We start from the raw sequence: 16,246 nt of genomic DNA on the forward strand, positions 1-16,246 counted from the left end.
ATCATGTCAGTGAATGCTGAGCTGCACGCTAGAAGAAATGCCGCCATTGCCAATGGCCAGGGTACCCTTTATCCCGCTTACATCGAACGCGCAAAAAATGCGGAATTGTGGGATGTGGAAGGTAACCGCTTTATCGATTTCGGTGCCGGTATTGCCGTGTGTAACACCGGTCACGCCCACCCTAAGTTGGTGAAAGCGGTAACTGAACAAATGGAAAAGTTTAGTCATACCTGCGTAATGGTGAACCCCTACGAGTCTGCCGTTTTACTGGCAGAAAAATTAAATGCGGCAGCGCCTGGCGATTCACCGAAAAAATTAGCATTTATCACCACCGGGGCGGAAGCCGTTGAGAACACGATCAAAATCGCCCGTGCTTATACCGGTCGTCGTGGAGTGATTGCGTTTAACGGTGGCTTCCATGGTCGTACCAATCTGACAATGGGACTTACCGGCAAGGTTACCCCGTACAAAGATAAATTCGGTCCGTTCCCGGGCGAAATTTATCATGTGCCATTTCCTATTCCAATGCACGGTGTGAGCGAGCAGGATTCACTGAAAGCGATTAAAAATCTTTTCAAAGTAGATATCGTGCCCAGCGACGTGGCAGCGCTGATCATTGAGCCTATTCAGGGTGAAGGTGGTTTCTACGAAGCCTCTCCGGCATTCTTAAAAGCCCTGCGTGAACTGTGTGACGAACACGGTATCGTGATGATTTGTGATGAAATCCAGTCTGGCTTTGCCCGTACCGGAAAAATGTTCTGCACCGAATACGCCGGTATCGAACCAGACCTTATCACCATGGCAAAAGGCATCGCCGGTGGTGTACCACTGTCTGCCGTGGTCGGTAAACAGCACATCATGGATGCATCACCGGTTGGTGGATTAGGTGGTACCTACGGTGGTTCTCCACTGGCCACTGCGGCGGCGCTGGCCGTGCTGGAAGTTATCGAAGAAGAAAATCTGATTGAACGAGCCCAGTTCATCGAAAGCCAGTTCCGTGAAACCTTAGGCAAACTGGAAGCGGAATTCCCACAACTGGTTGGCGACATTCGCGGTAAAGGTGCCATGATGGCCATAGAACTGGTTGAAGACGGCGATGCTGACAAGCCCAACGTCGATCTCACCAAAGCCATTATCGCAGGCGCCATGGAACACGGCCTCATCTTGCTGGCTTGTGGATTCTACGGCAACGTTATCCGTTTCCTGCCGCCACTGACCATTGACGATGCCACCTTGGCTGAAGGTCTGAACGCGTTCTGCGAACTATTCCGTAAGGCAGCAGCGAAGTAACAGACGTTACTCTCAAAAAGACTATCCGATGTGAATGCCGGTCAGCACTGCTGCCGGCATTTTTTGTTGTTTTGAAAAATTGTAAACCGGATTTCAGTTCAGTAGTGACTTTACAATTGCAGAGTAATAATTGGTTTCTAATGTTCGGTATTAGTACACCTTTTACCACATCGCCAGAAGGTGTACTATGTACAACAAGTTCATTCACAGGAAGTGATATATGAACCATGCGATAGAATTTATTGAAACTTCTGTTTTTACCCGACAGATTAAAGCAATAGCTACTGACGACGAACTTCGACAATTACAGGAACAGTTGATCGCCCAACCCTACAAAGGTGAACACCATGACCCTTTTCAGTGAACTTGAAACCTCTCTTGAAGAAGCTGTTGATATTCATCAGGGAAAGATGCAGGCCACACGCTCAACCCGATACGAAGTCGCAGATGTAAAGGCTATTCGTAAGCAGCTCCTGAAAGTGACCCAAGCCGAATTTGCCAAAACCATGGGCGTGAGCATCGATACGGTAAAGAGCTGGGAAAGCCGGAGAAGAAACCCTGCGGGTCTGGCAGCGAAAGTCCTTGCCGCCATTCAGGCAGATCCAGCAATCTATTCGGCGCTGGCATCACAGTAAAATTGTGGTTACTTTCCCAATCACCTCACCACTCTATTCATCACACTCAAGTTCAAACCCTTCATCCAGCCAGCCGGTCACGCCGCCAATCATTTTCTTCACCGGCCTGCCTAGACGGGCCAGACGGATAGCGGCTTTTTCCGTGGCGTTACAGTGTGGACCAGCACAATACACCACAAAGCAGGTATCGTCAGGATATTCAGCCAGGGCTGCTTCATTAATGGTGGCATGAGGCATAAATACCGCGCCTTTGATGTAACCTCTCTTTGCCACCTCAATTCCGCGAACATCCAGTAACACAAAGTCATGCAGGTCGTTACTCATGGCATAGTGCACGTCCCAGCAGTCGGTTTCAAATCGCAGCAAATCCTGAAAGTGACGCAGTGCTTCTTCGCTTGGGGCGGGTTTTGGTCTGACAACATTTGAATGCATGATAAATCTCCTTGTGTGATGGTTCGGAGATCATTATTGCGCGATTCAAAAAACAGCGTTATTGTCTAAATAGACATACACCGTAATTTTTTGGACAAATCTTCGTGAACAACATCCGTGTAGTCATTCTGCTCACCGAAAGCCTGTCATTGTTTGAATATGCCTGCGCCACTGAGCTGTTCGCCCTGCGCCGTGATGAATTCGACAGATGGTACGACACCACCACAGTGTCGCTTTCGGCGACGCAGTACGAAGGGCTGGCAGACAGTCAGTTACACTGCCGTCAGGTAGATACCCTCCCAGACTGCGATTTGCTGATCGTGCCCAGCTTCCCGACATCCATAGAACAGGTGCCGGAGAAGCTTCTGCAGGCGGTCCGGCAACACCACGAGCGCGGCGGCCGCACCATCAGTTTCTGTTCCGGCTCATTTCTGTTGGCAGCCGCAGGGCTACTCGACGGACGCACTGCCATAACCCATTGGCGCTATGCGGATGTTTTCCGGCAACGCTTCGGGCACATCGCGTTTCGTGATGACATGCTGTATCACTACGATGGTCAGGTGGGTTGTTCGGCGGGCAGCGCGGCCGGTATTGATTTAGGCATAGAAGTAATAAGACAGGATTTCGGTCACGCCGCTGCCAACGTGGTGGCTCGCAGGCTGGTGTTACCGGCTCACCGAAGTGGTGGACAGTCTCAGTTTGTTGAAAAGCCTTCATCGGTGGGGGCTTCGGGTTTATCGAAAAGTCTGGAATGGGCGGTGAAAAACCTGAGCCATGAACTCACCGTTGAAGATATTGCCACAAAGGCGAATATGACCCGGCGCACCTTCGACCGCCATTTCAAAAAGATTTTCAACCAGACCCCGCAAGTGTGGCTGACTCAGCGCAGACTGGAAATAGCTCAGGAGTTGCTGGAAAACTCAAATTTGAACATCGAACAGATTGCCCTTAAAGCAGGCTATGAGAACAGCACCTCGTTGCGAATTAACTTTAAGAAATATTTGTCTGTTTCACCGAGCGTTTATCGGGAGCAGTTCGGACGGATGAACTTTAAATAAAAAAGCCCGGTCACGCTTCACAGCGAACCGGGCTTTTACTTACTTTTCAGTTTATACGTGTAAACTTTTACTTGTCACAGGGAGCTACACGTTCTGAATTAATTGCCTAAGCGTAGACCTAAGTGACCGGAGTTTCCAGAAACTGTTCATCGGTCACAGGTTCCATCCAATCTACAACGTTGCCATCTTTATTTTCGTTAATAGCAATGTGCTGCATGGATGTTTTGTCAGTAGCCCCGTGCCAATGACGACGACCGCAGTTACACCAGATGATGTCACCTTCACGGATCTCGTGTTTTGGGCCACCTTCGCATTGGTGCCAACCCACACCGCGAGTGACCACAAGGATTTGCCCTAATGGATGCGTATGCCAGTGACTGCGTGCGCCCACATCAAAATTAACGATACCAACGCCCACCTTCGATGGCTCTGGTGCAGAAAATAAACCTGATAGATGCACACGTCCGGTAAAGGTTTTATTGCCTCCATCTATGGCTTCGAATTCGCTGGCACGTACTATTTTAAAATCTTTATTTTTTAGCTCTTCGCTCATGGTTACTAACCTTTATGTTGCTTACGACCGTCAGGCAGTCCCTTGTCGGGCGGACAGATAAATTACTTCTCGTTGCGTTTCTCAAAGATTTCTTTGAACACAGGGAGTGCTGAAAACGCTTTCGGCCAGCCGCTGTAAAACGCTAACGTGGTCAGCACTTCACCGGCTTCTTCTTGGGTCAGACCATTGTCCATGGCTTTATTCAAATGGAAGTTAACCTGCTCAACCTGACCCGTCGCTACCAGCGCAGCAACGGTTGCCAGACTGCGGTCGCGGGGCTCAAGACCCGGGCGTAGCCATAAGTCACGGAACAGCGCATCGGTAGTGTACTGGACAGTACCCGGCGAGACGTCACCGAAAGTGCTGCCGACGTAATTCGCACGCTGTTTTTCCTGCTCTTCATTCAGTGGCAGTAATTCCAGTTCAGAAGACGGTAACTGCTGCGCTTTAATATCGCGAGCCGCATAAACAGGTCCGATGGAAGCAATGGCCGATTTTGCGTTAGCAAAGCCGGTATAAAACGCGAGGTGATTTACAATTTCAGCAATTTCATCAGGAGACACATCACTGTCCAGCGCCTTGCCTACAATCTCTGGCATCGCATCAAGCTGGCCACGGGCAATCAAACCGGAAAGGGTAACAATGCTGCGGTCTCGGGAAGACAGTGCTTTACGTTTCCATAAATCGTTGTCGATGACATTATCAAGGTTTCGTTGTACCTGAGGCGCAACGGTTTCTGCATAATTAGACTGTGTCACTGTAGTTTGTCCTGTTGCATAAAATGAGAATGAAAAAAGCGCCGCGAGGGCGGTCTGTGTCGCAAGCTGGGGAGCACGTTTCAGAGCAGTTAAAGTCATTCAAGCTCCTTACTTGCTGTACTGTTCGTCAGTTACTTTTTCCATCCACTCAACGTTTTTGCCATCTTCAAACATTTGCACGGCAATATGCGTCAACGTAGTGCTCTCGGCCGCGCCATGCCAGTGCTTTACGCCTGGTGGCGTCCAGACGACATCACCGGATTTAATGGTTTGTTTAGGCTGGCCCCACTCCTGAACATAACCGCTGCCTGCAGTTACCACCAGATACTGGCCTTTAGGATGGGTGTGCCAATTTGAACGTGAAGCAGGCGCAAAGGTAACGCTGGCGGCAGAAACACCATTTTCCTTACTACTGAAATACGGGTTAACGATACTGGTGCCAGTGAAGATTTTTTCTGCACCGGTGATGGCTTTTTGAGTGCCGTTTTTTGTGATCTCCATAGATTGCGCTGCAGCGAAGCCACATGCAGAAAGGAGTAATGTCACGCTAAGTAATTTTACGGTAAATCGCATATTTTCAGTTACCTTCCATTTAAACGTATTTGAGAAAACGCGTACTAGAGGTTACGTGAAATGGATGGCGAAGTTTTCCCGTTGTAGTGCAATGCTGTTATGAGCGAAGTTCATTAATCTTTTTCACCTAACCAGCAGTATTTTTCACTACAAGCTCTTTTCCTTTCTGCTCTCAACTCTCGGAGTTTCAGGCAAGAATTTCACAGGATTGTGGCTTACCTTTTCAGTTTACAGGCAGTAACGTAATCAACTGGAGAGTTGGATGATTAACCCGGCCATCAACACCTATGGCTACCGGGCGTGTCACCACAACGCCAATCGTGACTCATCTCTCCTACATTCAAATTACTGCCTTCAACTGAAGTTGTTCGAACAGGCTCTCTTCTCAGGGAAAAAACATGATTAAACTCACCATAAATGGTCAGCCTCAAACTTTTGAAGGCGACGCGGAAATGCCGTTGCTCTGGTATCTGCGTGACGAAAAAGACATGACCGGCACCAAGTTCGGTTGTGGTATGGCACTGTGCGGTGCCTGTACTGTGCACATTGACGGTCGCCCTGCCCGTTCCTGCATGACGCCTATGCGCTCGGTAGACGGTGCAAGCATCAGTACTATCGAAGCCGCCGAAGAGGATCGTATCGGCGCGGCGGTGCAAGCAGCATGGATTGAGGAACAGGCCCCACAGTGTGGCTATTGTCAGTCTGGCCAGGTGATGTCAGCCATCGCGCTGCTGAAAGAAAAGCCCTCCCCTACGGATGAAGATATCGATGCCGCCATGAGCGGGAATATCTGTCGTTGCGCGGCTTACCCGCGGATCCGTCAGGCTATTCATCGTGCAGCTCGGGAGATCAAATAATGTCGATTAAACATTCTCTTACTGAATCATCTGAAGGTTTTCGCCTCAATCGTCGTCAGTTTCTTGGAGGACTGGGCGCGCTAACGCTGGCCGTTGGCTTTGGTGGCCGCATTGCTGTTGCCGCAGAAGGTAGCCTGCAAGCAGGTGAGTTTGTGCCTAATGCCTTTATCCGCATCGACAAAGACGGCTTTGTAACCGTGATTTCCAGCTATCTGGAAATGGGTCAGGGTACCTTTACCGGGCTGGCAACCCTGGCGGCGGAAGAGCTGGATATAACGCCAGAACAACTAAAGGTTGTCGGCTCTCCGGCAGATGCAGAAAAATACATGAACCCGGTACTGGCTGCCGGTGGATTTAAAGTCCAGGGTACCGGCGGCAGTACAGCCATGGCTGGCGCGTGGACAACCATGCGTAAAGCCGCAGCTTCTGCCCGTGCAATGTTACTTCAGGCCGCCGCAAATACCTGGAAAGTGCCGGTAACAGAACTTCAGGTGAAAGACGGTATTGTTTCTCACACATCTGGGAAGCAAGGAAGTTACGGCGAATTTATTGATAGTGCTTCTGCGCTGCCACTCCCTGCAGACGATCAGATATCACTGAAAGACAAATCAACTTACACCCGCGTTGGCAAAGCCGATGGCATGATGCGGGTGGATATCCCCGACAAGGTAAACGGCAAAGCTATTTTTACCCAGGACATAAAATTGCCGGGTATGTTGGTGGCCGTTATTGCCCACCCTCCCCGTAAGTTTGCCAAAGTGGCCAGCGTGGACAAAACCGCCGCAATGAAAATTCCGGGTGTGGAAGCGGTACTGGCGATCCCTGGCGACAACATTATCCAGGGTGGTGTTGCGGTACTGGCTAAAAATACCTGGATTGCGAAGAAAGGCCGGGATGCCCTTACTATCACCTGGGATGAGAGCACGGGCAGCCGGGAAGATTCTGAAGCGCTGTTCACAGAATACAAAAAGTTGGCAGCGACCCGCGGCCTTGAAGTCGGCAATAAAGGTCAACAGGTTGAAGAGGCACCCGACGGGGGCAAAGTGATTGAAGCCGTATTCGAGTTGCCCTATCTGGCCCACTCGCCTATGGAACCGATGAATGCCTTAGTGGAAATTACCGATGACGGTGCCCATTTATGGAATGGCGAGCAATGGCACACCGCCGATCAGGCAGCTATGGCGAAAGAGTTAGGATTAGCGCCAGAAAAAGTGACCGTGACACAGCTGTATGCCGGTGGTAGTTTTGGCCGCCGCGCCTGCCCCATGTCGGATTACATCATTGAAGCGACCCGCATTGCGAAAATAGCAAAACAAAACGGTGTTACCGGACCAGTGAAACTGGTGTGGATGCGTGAGGAAGATGTGGGTGGCCTGTTTTACCGGCCAATGACCGTACACAACAACCGTATCGTACTTAATGCCGATGGTTCTGTGGCTTCCTGGCGCTGGCGCGTGGTAGGGCAAAGCTTCTTTCCCACACCGGAAGATCAGGTAGATAGCGGTTTGATGGAAGGTACCCATGAACTTCCCTACGCCATCGACAATATGCTGGTAGAACAACATCTTTATCAAGGCGATATCCCGGTATCCTGGCTGCGTTCGGTAGGCCATACCCACACGGCATTGGTGGGTGAAGTGTTGATTGATGAAATCGCCGCATTTAGTGGAAAAGACCCTTACCAGTACCGTCGGGCATTATTAGCCGAACATCCCCGCTTCCTGAAAGTACTGGATTTGGTGGCGGAAAAGGCTAACTGGAACAGTCCGTTACCGCAGGGCAAGAATGGCGAGCGTCGCGCCCGGGGCATCGCTATCCGGGAATCTTTCGGCACCGTGGTCGCTCAGGTTGCTGAAGTGACCGTGCGGGCAGACAACACCTATAAAGTAGATAAGGTTTACTGTGCTGTAGATTGTGGTCAGGTAATTAACCCGGTGAACATTGCCAGTCAGGTAGAAGGTGGCGTTGGCTTTGGCATGTCCTTCCTGCGTCAGCAAATTACGCTAAAAGGCGGCGTGGTTCAGCAGACCAACTTCAACAATTACCCTGCATTACGCATCAACGAAGCGCCTGCCGTGGAAACCTTTATGGTTGATTCTTCTAATCCGCCAACCGGTATTGGCGAACCTGGTGTTCCTCCCACAGTACCTGCCGTGCTGAACGCCATCAGTGCGATTACCGGTAAATTTATTCGTCGTATGCCCCTTGGCGCACACGTTCAGGCTTAAGAGAAGGATTAAGAATGAAAGTATTAAAATGGATCCTGCTCATTGGTGTGGTCGTGGCCGTTGTGCTTGGCGGTATGGTGATCTGGACAAAAGTGGCGCCTCAGGGCGACGACCCGGTTTCGCCTATTGCGGGCATTCCTCACGATATGCCAGATACCATGACCCGGGGCGAATATCTCACCCGTGCGGCGGATTGCTTTGCCTGCCACTCTCCCGTTGAAGGCAAGATGTTGTCGGGTGGACGTCCGTTTAAATTACCGTTCGGAACGATCTACGCCACCAACCTGACGCCAGATCCGGAAACCGGTATCGGAAACATGTCTGATGAAGCCTTTATCGCCGCCGTTCGCGACGGTATTGGTTCAAAAGGCCACGAATACCCAGCTATGCCGTATACCAAGTACAGTCAACTGAGTACGCAGGATGTGCTGGATATTAAAGCGTATCTGATGTCCGTAGAGCCGGTGAACAAGCCCACCCCGGAAAGCGATTTAATCTTCCCGTTTAATCAACGCTGGGGCATGGCGTTATGGAACGCAGTTTTCTTCGAAAATCATCGTTATGAAGCAGATGAAGAGAAAAGTGACGAATGGAATCGTGGTGCATATCTGGCCTCTGCCCTTGCTCACTGTGGAGAGTGTCATACACCGAGAAATATTGGTTACGCCACCAAATCCCGGGAGTATATGGCGGGCACAAAAGTGCAGGGCTGGAAAGCGTTCAACACCACCTCTGACGGTACTTACGGTATTGGCGACTGGAGTGACGAGCAGCTTCGCAGCTATCTTACTACAGGTCATGCACCGGGCAGAAGCTCAGCGTCTGGCCCAATGGCAGAAGTGGTTGAGCTAAGTTTGCAATATATGACGGACAGCGATATTGATGCACTTATGGCTTATCTGCGCGCCGTCGATCCCAGCCTGGGTGGCAGTGAAACCGCGGTAAATACGAGTCCTGACTCGCTGAAAAACGCCACTGCCGTACTGCCTAACTCAACGTCATCACAGCAACGGGGTAAAATGTTGTTTGAAGGCGATTGTGCGGGCTGCCACCAATGGGATGGTCAGGGGCGTCAAACAAAGTATGCGTCATTAAAAGGCAGCAGTGCCGCCAACGACAGCGAAGCGCTGGCAGTCACTCAGGTAATTCTGAATGGTACGTCTATCAGCATCGGTGAACGGCATGAGTACATGCCTGGCTTTGGCAGTATTTATTCAGACAGTGACGTAGCCGCATTAGCAAACTACGTGGTGTCTCACTTCGGTGGTAAAGACGGTATTGTTACCGCAGAAGATGTCGCTGAAACCCGGGCTCAGGGAGAGTAATTCTTTCGTATCCCGTTCCGACAGATAATTTACCTTTAGCATGGCCTGAACCATAGAAGCGATAAACCACAGAGAAAAAGCCAGCACTGATATCAGATGCTGGCTTTTATTTTTAAGACTTAATACTTGCTCAATTGTCAGGCTCTCTTCATTATCAGACTTAATTACGGCTTAGCTGGTGCATCTTTGAGAATTTTCAGCATCTTTGGGTCGCCATTCAGTTCGGCGATGTCAATAAGATAGCTTTTCTGCAGTTCATCCAATGTTTGCCCGGCAAGAAGTTGCTTAACCCGATCCACTTCGTTATTCGCAATGGCCGATTGAAGCCCCTCCATATTGGCGATAGAACGGGATTCTGCACTCTGACTGCTTTGTGTTGACATAATAGCTTCCTCAGAAAAAAAGCCCTCATTGGAGGGCTGGAATATGGAATCAAATATTAGCTTTTCATCTTCATCAAACCTTCAGCTTCCACGGTAAAGGTATTGAAAAACTCTTCTTCCATCTCGCCGGTCACACGAACACGTTCGCCTTTCATCAATGAAAGTTTACCGTCTTCATCCAGCGGCGGTAGTTCGTCTAAATCATCCAGCTCTACCGTAAGTGTTGAATCACCCACTTCTAACTGTAGCGCTTTTTTACCAATAGATTTTACGGTACCAACAAGTACCATTTCTTCATCATCCACATCCAAAGCACTTGCAGCGCTTAGGTACATGTCTGCTGCGTGTTGGTCTACATCATCAGCAAGGTATGTGGTTTCCATCTCGTCAACGAAAACACTTTGTGCTTTGATACGCTCGTCGGAAAACAGACTGTCGTCAAGTTGTGCCGTCACCATTACATCTTTACCTTCGAGTTGCTCATACGCTTGCGCATCGAGATCGGTATTATTAAGCTCTACGAAAATGGTGCCCTCACCATAATCAAGAGTGAAGAATTTGGAATCTACATCAACCACTTCACCGGTAAGGGTTATCCAGGTGCGAGGCTCGGTGCTGACTTGCGTCATCGTAGTGGAATCCTGCGCCTGCATCTTTGCTTTCTTCATACGCTCATCCACGTATGACATTTCATCTTGTTTCATCTCGGTTGCGGAGTGCTGCATTGCTTCAGCTTGAGAATTGATTTGCTTTGCCGCAGCAGCGCCAGATACTGTCGCCAGTGTTGTTGTAACCATTACAGCAGCAAGTGTTTTATTCATGTTCATCATAATGACCTCCAGATTGATATGTCTTTCGAGAACGCTTAAACTCATGCAAGGCCAATACCTTCCATAAAATTCAGTTACTTATAGTGATTTCGTAGTCTTATATCATCCAGATGGTCAGAAAAATTCGCATGATTTTTGTAGAGTTTACAGGGAGAGTAATCTGAAACTTGTAAGATACTTTTCGACCTGCTGCAACTATGGGAAGGAGTAATTTGATTGCAAAAGCGCACTCAAACGTGCGCTTACGTATTTGACAGCGACAGTTTCAATTTCCGATAGAAGTGAAATAGCGGTAATAAACCGGCTCCCACCAGAATTATGATTCTGACTGCCTCGTATTCGACAAACCACGATGGCCTGAGAAAGCAACTGATAATAAGCGCTGCAGATACCAACGAAAACAGGTCTCGGCTCAGTTCACTCAGGCTTTCATATTTCATGCGCGTGACATCTGTCGATATTGGTCAGTGGACAGAGGATTAACTTTTAGAATTTCCATATTCATTCCTCGTGTAAGTTAATGTTATCCAACTTAGATAACAAACTTAGTTTCTATTGGAATCACAGCCGGAACAACTGCCTTCTGGTCCAGTATCAGGGGACTATAATTGCATTTACGACCTTCCTACCCCACCGCATCAAGCAACAACTGTCGCATGGCACTCGCCGCTGGCGATAGTGCAATACCACGACGGCGAAGAATAGAAATATTTCTCTCAACACTGGGATTTATAAGTGCAATTGCCTTCAATGAATCAGGCAATTTATCGGGAACGCCTGAACTTGGCAGGATAGCAACACCAATTTCGTTTTGTACATAAGCGAGTGCCGACGTCATCTGTTTAGGTTCAAGCACGATGTCGAGTTTCATGTCTAATGACAGCGCCGTGCTATCTATGATGGTGCGAATAGTGGTGCCTTTATCCATGGCTATTACTGCCTGATTCGCCAGGTGTTTCCACATCACAGATGATTTGGTGGCGAGTGCGTGATGGGCCGGGCATACCACCACCATAGAATCTTTAATCAGCGTAGTGGCTTCTATTTCTTTATCTGACTGCGCATAGCAAATGCCAAAATCAATACGCTTCTCATTTAGCGCTTCAATAATTTCATATCCGGCGCAGTCCATTACATTGAGTTTGATATCCGGATACTGAACATTGAATTGTTTAAGCACTTTGGGCATTAGCGATGAACACACTGATGGAAGCACGGCAATGTCGAGTCTGCCCCGCTTGACCGACTTATACGTTTTTACATCGTAAAGGGCCTGCTCGAAATCACCCACCAGCTTTTCGGCAGTCTCTTTGAATTCCGCACCGGCAGGTGTCAGCTCAACCTGACGGGTGTGTCGCCTCACGAGCTGAATTCCAAATTCCTGCTCCAACTGTTGAATAAGCGTACTTAGCGCAGGTTGCGTTAAACAGACTCGCTCAGCAGCACGGGTAAAGTGTAGCTCGGTAGCAACCGCCAGAAAGGCTTTGAGATGTTTAATATTGACCACGAGTCCACACCAGATTAATTGAATTAACCTATAGATTTATACGATTAATTTATTGGAGTTATGGATTATAGAAAATCATAGTATGAATAAAATGTAAACATCAAATCACAATAAGGTTAAGCTGAGAGTGATGATCCACAACAAGGAAACGTTTATGAATATCCAAACTTCCCCTCGTGCCCTTATTCCGAGTCTCGCTCTGTTTTTCGGGCTTGCCTCAACGTCGTTAACGGTACAAAGCAAACCAGAACCTGTCATTGATGTGCACGTTCATGCCATGCAAGTGAATGGAAAAGCAGGCCCTATGTGTCCGTGGTTTCTCACCGATATGCCGGGCGGCGATCCCCACCTTCCCCCGCCGTCATTTATGAATACTCAATGTGAAGAGCCGTTAGTGGCAGCAAGCTCAACGGAAGATTACATTGAGCAGGCGATAAGTGAAGCAAAACGTCTGAACGTAACAATGGTAGCCAGCGGCGACGACACCGTGCTTAGAGCCATGCACGAAGCCGCGCCGAACAGGGTTATTCCGTCGTTAGGCATGGCGTTAAGTCTTACTGGCGATATGTCACCTGAAGATTTCCGAGAAGCCTTAGAAAGCGGTTTTTACAAAGTGGTTGGAGAAGTCGCGCCACAATACCGTGGGATGTCGCCGTCGGATATGAGTCTAGCTCCTTACTTTGCTATTGCTGAAGAACTTAAGATCCCCGTTGCGATTCATATGGGCACTGGTGGTAACGGCATGGCGAATATCACCTCGCCCGACTACCGTGCCTCTCTCGGCAATCCGTTTTTACTGGAAGATCTACTGGCCAGACACCCGAAGTTAAAGATCTGGGTGATGCACGCGGGTTACCCGATGGCGGATGAAATGATCGCACTGATGGGCGCGCATGCCTACGTGTATGTTGATATTGCCGGGATGATCTGGAGCTATCCGTTATCTGAAGTGAATCGGTATATAGAGCGTATGGTCTCCGCAGGATTCGGACGTCGCGTATTGTACGGCACGGATTTACTCGTCTGGCCGGGGCTGATGGAAACCTCTATCAATGTGATAAAAGACGCTGACTATCTCACTGAAAAACAAAAGCGGGACATCTTGTTTAATAACGCGGTGCGATTCTTCAACCTGAACGCTGAAGATTTTAAATAAACGTTTTAACGCACTGAGGCGGGCAGATCGATTTATACATTTTGCTTATCAATTTATATAATTTATTGATTTGCCTGATGACTCCAGTGAAAGCATAGTACAGGAAAGACTCAAACTAAGTAGCCATCACACTATGATTTTAGTTGTAAATTCTGGAGTAGCAGTATGTTTTCACTTCTGAAAGGGATTAAGGTTCTGGACCTTACCACCATTGTCCTTGGGCCCTACGCAACACAATTCATTGGTGACTTTGGTGCTGATGTCATAAAGGTCGAAAACCTGAATGGTGATTTATTCAGAACGGTCAGACCGGGGCGCTCCGACGATATGGGTGCCGGGTTCATTAATTGTAACCGGAATAAACGCGCCATCGCTGTCGATTTAAAAAGCGACGAAGGCCAGTCTGTGCTTAGAAAACTGATAGCGGAATGCGACGTGGTTGTTCACAACATGCGTTCTTCAACAGCAGGCAGATTAGGCATTGATTATGACTCGGTAAAAGCAATCAACAGCAAGGTTGTTTATTGCTTTGCCCCTGGCTACGGTCAAAACGGCGAGTATGCACACAAACCCGCTTACGACGACATTATTCAGGCAGAAAGTGGCATCGCATACCTGAACCGCAGTCAGGATGGCCAGCCCCGATTTATCCCGACGATTATCTGCGACAAAGTGGGCGGAATGAACCTGGCCATGTCGATTCTGGCGGGGTTAGTTCACCGACTTAAGCATGATGAAGGCACCTGCATTGAAACCCCCATGTTTGAAGGTATGGTGTCATTTTTAATGACCGAGCAGCTGGCCGGAGAATCCTTTGTTCCCTCATTGGGTGGTACCGGCTATGAAAGACTGAATTCGCCCTACAGGAAGCCCTTTCCTACTGCCGACGGATACATCAGTATTCTGCCTTACAGTACCCGACACTGGCAGCAGTTTTTCAGTTTAATTGGCCGGGACGATTTAACCGAAGTAGACATTGTTTGCGATCCGGTAAAGCGCAGTGAGAATGTGGGCACGCTGTATAAAATTGTCAGTGAGGCTACACCGTCACGGTCAACGTCAGAATGGTGCACGGCACTCACTGCTATCGATGTTCCTTTTGCACGAGTAAACGATATTGATAGCTTATTGGACGATCCGCATCTTACTTCTCAGCAGTTCTTTACTGAGTATGAACACCCTACGGAAGGACGATTGCGCCAGCCCGGCAAGGCCTTTTATGTGAACGGAGACAGTCAACAGGACGACCTCCCGCCCCCGGTTCTTGGCCAGCATTCTGCATCGATCCTTACTGAAATCGGCTTCTCTGAAAATGACATTCAGGATCTCATTAACAAAGAAGTTATCTTCGCAACAACAAGGACTGCGAAATGAAAATCCGCTTTCGTTTGCCTGCACGACGTTCAGGTCTGTTAGGACTACTTACACTGGTTTGTGTGATCGGTTGCGCTCAGCAATCCGACGAAGCCCCTTCCCGTTTTGACACGCTGACACAACGCCTCGACGCACTGGTTGAGTCAGGGACTGTGCCCGGCACCATCACCACAGTGATAGAGCACAACAAAATTGTGTATCACCATGTCAATGGGTATCAGGATATTGCCAGCAAAACACCGATGGCAGAAGACACCCTGTTCCGCTTGTATTCCATGTCAAAGCCAATTACCAGCGTGGCAATTATGATGCTGCAGGAACAGGGAAAGTTATCGGTATCGGATCCGGTGGCTAACTATCTACCTGCATTCAGCAACATGCAGGTTTATGTTTCAGGCGGGCTGGAAGATATGGTCACGGAACCGGCCAAACGCCCCATCACTATTAGCGATCTGTTGGCACACAAATCAGGCATAACCTACCACTTCACCGGTACTACCCCCGTTCATCAATATTATAGAAAGTACGGTGTTAAACGAGACACGCCGGTGGGCGCATTACCTACCGATGGCGCGCCGGCAAAAAATCTTACTCAGCTTGCAGAACGACTGGCTGGCGCGCCGTTGTTGCATCACCCGGGTGAAACCTTCGATTACAGTTATTCCACCACACTGCTTGGAAAAGTAGTGGAGGCCGTAAGTGGGGAGCGGCTGGACAACTGGCTGGAGAAAAACCTCTTTAAGCCACTGGGAATGACAAGCACATCGTTTTTCGTCACCGGCGACGATCTCAACCGTTTTGTCACCAACTACCTGATGACAGAAAATGGTCTTAACGTGATCGAGACGGCAGACAACACCGATTACAAAGATCCACAGCGGTTACTCGATGGTGGTGGCGCATTGGCAGGCACCGCAGAAGACTACATAAAGTTTGCCTCCATGCTTGCCAATAAAGGCACGTATAATCAGCATCGTTTTCTGTCTGAAGCCTCTGTCAGCGCCCTGTTGGCTCCCAGCATTGCCATCAGGGATTTCGGCAATGACTCACCTATTGAATTCGGATACGGTTTTGCCATTGGCTCAGAAGCCACTGAGGCTGAGGCGTATATGCCCGACGGCACCTTTGGCTGGGCAGGTTCTGGAAATACGATATTCTGGGTCGATCCTGAAACCCAAAGCCTTGTGGTATTCATGACCCAGGTAATCACACCGCCGCCTTTTGCCAACCAGGTACCGTTCAGGCAGTACCTGGTTGACGCCACCTCTGTGGCAAAGTAGCAAGCTT

At 49.0% G+C, this 16,246-nt stretch carries 16 protein-coding genes; 9 read left to right on the forward strand and 7 right to left on the reverse strand.

The annotated features are described in order from the left end of the window. Nucleotides 1-3 precede the first annotated feature (3 nt). Complete coding sequence (gabT, locus tag BFC18_RS19620; protein WP_070127330.1) at nucleotides 4-1,290, forward strand: 4-aminobutyrate--2-oxoglutarate transaminase; 1,287 nt, start codon at nucleotides 4-6, stop codon at nucleotides 1,288-1,290. A gap of 347 nt (nucleotides 1,291-1,637) precedes the next feature. Next, complete coding sequence (gene nadS / locus BFC18_RS19630) at nucleotides 1,638-1,925, forward strand: NadS family protein (RefSeq protein ID WP_070127331.1); 288 nt, start codon at nucleotides 1,638-1,640, stop codon at nucleotides 1,923-1,925. Between the two features lie 33 nt (nucleotides 1,926-1,958). Here the strand turns inward: nadS and BFC18_RS19635 are convergent, their stop codons facing one another. Continuing rightward, on the reverse strand, nucleotides 1,959-2,357 hold the full coding sequence (locus tag BFC18_RS19635; RefSeq protein WP_070127333.1) for a rhodanese-like domain-containing protein: 399 nt from the start codon (nucleotides 2,355-2,357) through the stop codon (nucleotides 1,959-1,961). A gap of 104 nt (nucleotides 2,358-2,461) precedes the next feature. On the opposite strand from BFC18_RS19635, the gene BFC18_RS19640 reads away from it, so the two are divergent. Then, nucleotides 2,462-3,415, forward strand: a complete 954-nt coding sequence (locus BFC18_RS19640; protein ID WP_211481052.1) for a helix-turn-helix domain-containing protein — start codon at nucleotides 2,462-2,464, stop codon at nucleotides 3,413-3,415. A 118-nt stretch (nucleotides 3,416-3,533) separates the two neighbouring features. Here BFC18_RS19640 and BFC18_RS19645 read toward each other — a convergent pair whose 3' ends face one another. The 3 genes from BFC18_RS19645 to BFC18_RS19655 all read right to left on the reverse strand — a co-directional run bounded on the left by BFC18_RS19645 (nucleotide 3,534) and on the right by BFC18_RS19655 (nucleotide 5,299). Further along, complete coding sequence (locus tag BFC18_RS19645) at nucleotides 3,534-3,968, reverse strand: (R)-mandelonitrile lyase (RefSeq protein ID WP_070127335.1); 435 nt, start codon at nucleotides 3,966-3,968, stop codon at nucleotides 3,534-3,536. Nucleotides 3,969-4,030: 62 nt separating this feature from the next. After that, on the reverse strand, nucleotides 4,031-4,825 hold the full coding sequence (locus BFC18_RS19650) for a carboxymuconolactone decarboxylase family protein (protein WP_083273197.1): 795 nt from the start codon (nucleotides 4,823-4,825) through the stop codon (nucleotides 4,031-4,033). A 9-nt stretch (nucleotides 4,826-4,834) separates the two neighbouring features. Further along, nucleotides 4,835-5,299: a (R)-mandelonitrile lyase gene (locus BFC18_RS19655; protein WP_070127336.1), complete on the reverse strand. Its 465-nt coding sequence runs from the start codon at nucleotides 5,297-5,299 to the stop codon at nucleotides 4,835-4,837. A 398-nt stretch (nucleotides 5,300-5,697) separates the two neighbouring features. Between BFC18_RS19655 and BFC18_RS19660 the strand changes: the two genes are divergently transcribed. Genes BFC18_RS19660 through BFC18_RS19670 form a run of 3 tightly spaced genes read left to right on the forward strand, consistent with a single transcriptional unit; the run spans nucleotide 5,698 to nucleotide 9,709 of the window. Continuing rightward, nucleotides 5,698-6,156: a (2Fe-2S)-binding protein gene (locus BFC18_RS19660; RefSeq protein WP_070127338.1), complete on the forward strand. Its 459-nt coding sequence runs from the start codon at nucleotides 5,698-5,700 to the stop codon at nucleotides 6,154-6,156. After that, complete coding sequence (locus BFC18_RS19665; protein ID WP_070127340.1) at nucleotides 6,156-8,384, forward strand: xanthine dehydrogenase family protein molybdopterin-binding subunit; 2,229 nt, start codon at nucleotides 6,156-6,158, stop codon at nucleotides 8,382-8,384. Before BFC18_RS19660 ends, BFC18_RS19665 begins: the two co-directional genes overlap by 1 nt. 14 nt (nucleotides 8,385-8,398) lie before the next feature. Further along, on the forward strand, nucleotides 8,399-9,709 hold the full coding sequence (locus tag BFC18_RS19670; protein ID WP_070127342.1) for a c-type cytochrome: 1,311 nt from the start codon (nucleotides 8,399-8,401) through the stop codon (nucleotides 9,707-9,709). Nucleotides 9,710-9,873: 164 nt separating this feature from the next. Here BFC18_RS19670 and BFC18_RS19675 read toward each other — a convergent pair whose 3' ends face one another. The 3 genes from BFC18_RS19675 to BFC18_RS19685 form a co-directional block, all read right to left on the reverse strand. Further along, on the reverse strand, nucleotides 9,874-10,092 hold the full coding sequence (locus BFC18_RS19675; protein WP_070127344.1) for a hypothetical protein: 219 nt from the start codon (nucleotides 10,090-10,092) through the stop codon (nucleotides 9,874-9,876). 56 nt (nucleotides 10,093-10,148) lie between these two features. Further along, nucleotides 10,149-10,967: a hypothetical protein gene (locus BFC18_RS19680; protein WP_211481053.1), complete on the reverse strand. Its 819-nt coding sequence runs from the start codon at nucleotides 10,965-10,967 to the stop codon at nucleotides 10,149-10,151. A 580-nt stretch (nucleotides 10,968-11,547) separates the two neighbouring features. Then, the gene (locus BFC18_RS19685; protein WP_070127349.1) at nucleotides 11,548-12,429 is read right to left on the reverse strand and encodes a LysR family transcriptional regulator; all 882 of its coding nucleotides are present in this window, start codon (nucleotides 12,427-12,429) and stop codon (nucleotides 11,548-11,550) included. Nucleotides 12,430-12,583: 154 nt separating this feature from the next. Between BFC18_RS19685 and BFC18_RS19690 the strand changes: the two genes are divergently transcribed. The 3 genes from BFC18_RS19690 (at nucleotide 12,584) to BFC18_RS19700 (ending at nucleotide 16,239) form a co-directional block, all read left to right on the forward strand. Beyond that, nucleotides 12,584-13,585, forward strand: a complete 1,002-nt coding sequence (locus tag BFC18_RS19690; RefSeq protein WP_070127350.1) for an amidohydrolase family protein — start codon at nucleotides 12,584-12,586, stop codon at nucleotides 13,583-13,585. A 165-nt stretch (nucleotides 13,586-13,750) separates the two neighbouring features. After that, on the forward strand, nucleotides 13,751-14,959 hold the full coding sequence (locus BFC18_RS19695) for a CaiB/BaiF CoA transferase family protein (protein ID WP_070127352.1): 1,209 nt from the start codon (nucleotides 13,751-13,753) through the stop codon (nucleotides 14,957-14,959). Next, nucleotides 14,956-16,239, forward strand: coding sequence for a serine hydrolase domain-containing protein (locus BFC18_RS19700; RefSeq protein ID WP_070127353.1), 1,284 nt, complete (start codon nucleotides 14,956-14,958; stop codon nucleotides 16,237-16,239). The genes BFC18_RS19695 and BFC18_RS19700 overlap by 4 nt, the downstream gene beginning before the upstream one ends. Nucleotides 16,240-16,246: the final 7 nt, after the last annotated feature.

Source organism: Alteromonas confluentis, assembly GCF_001757105.1.
Taxonomy (GTDB): domain Bacteria; phylum Pseudomonadota; class Gammaproteobacteria; order Enterobacterales; family Alteromonadaceae; genus Alteromonas; species Alteromonas confluentis.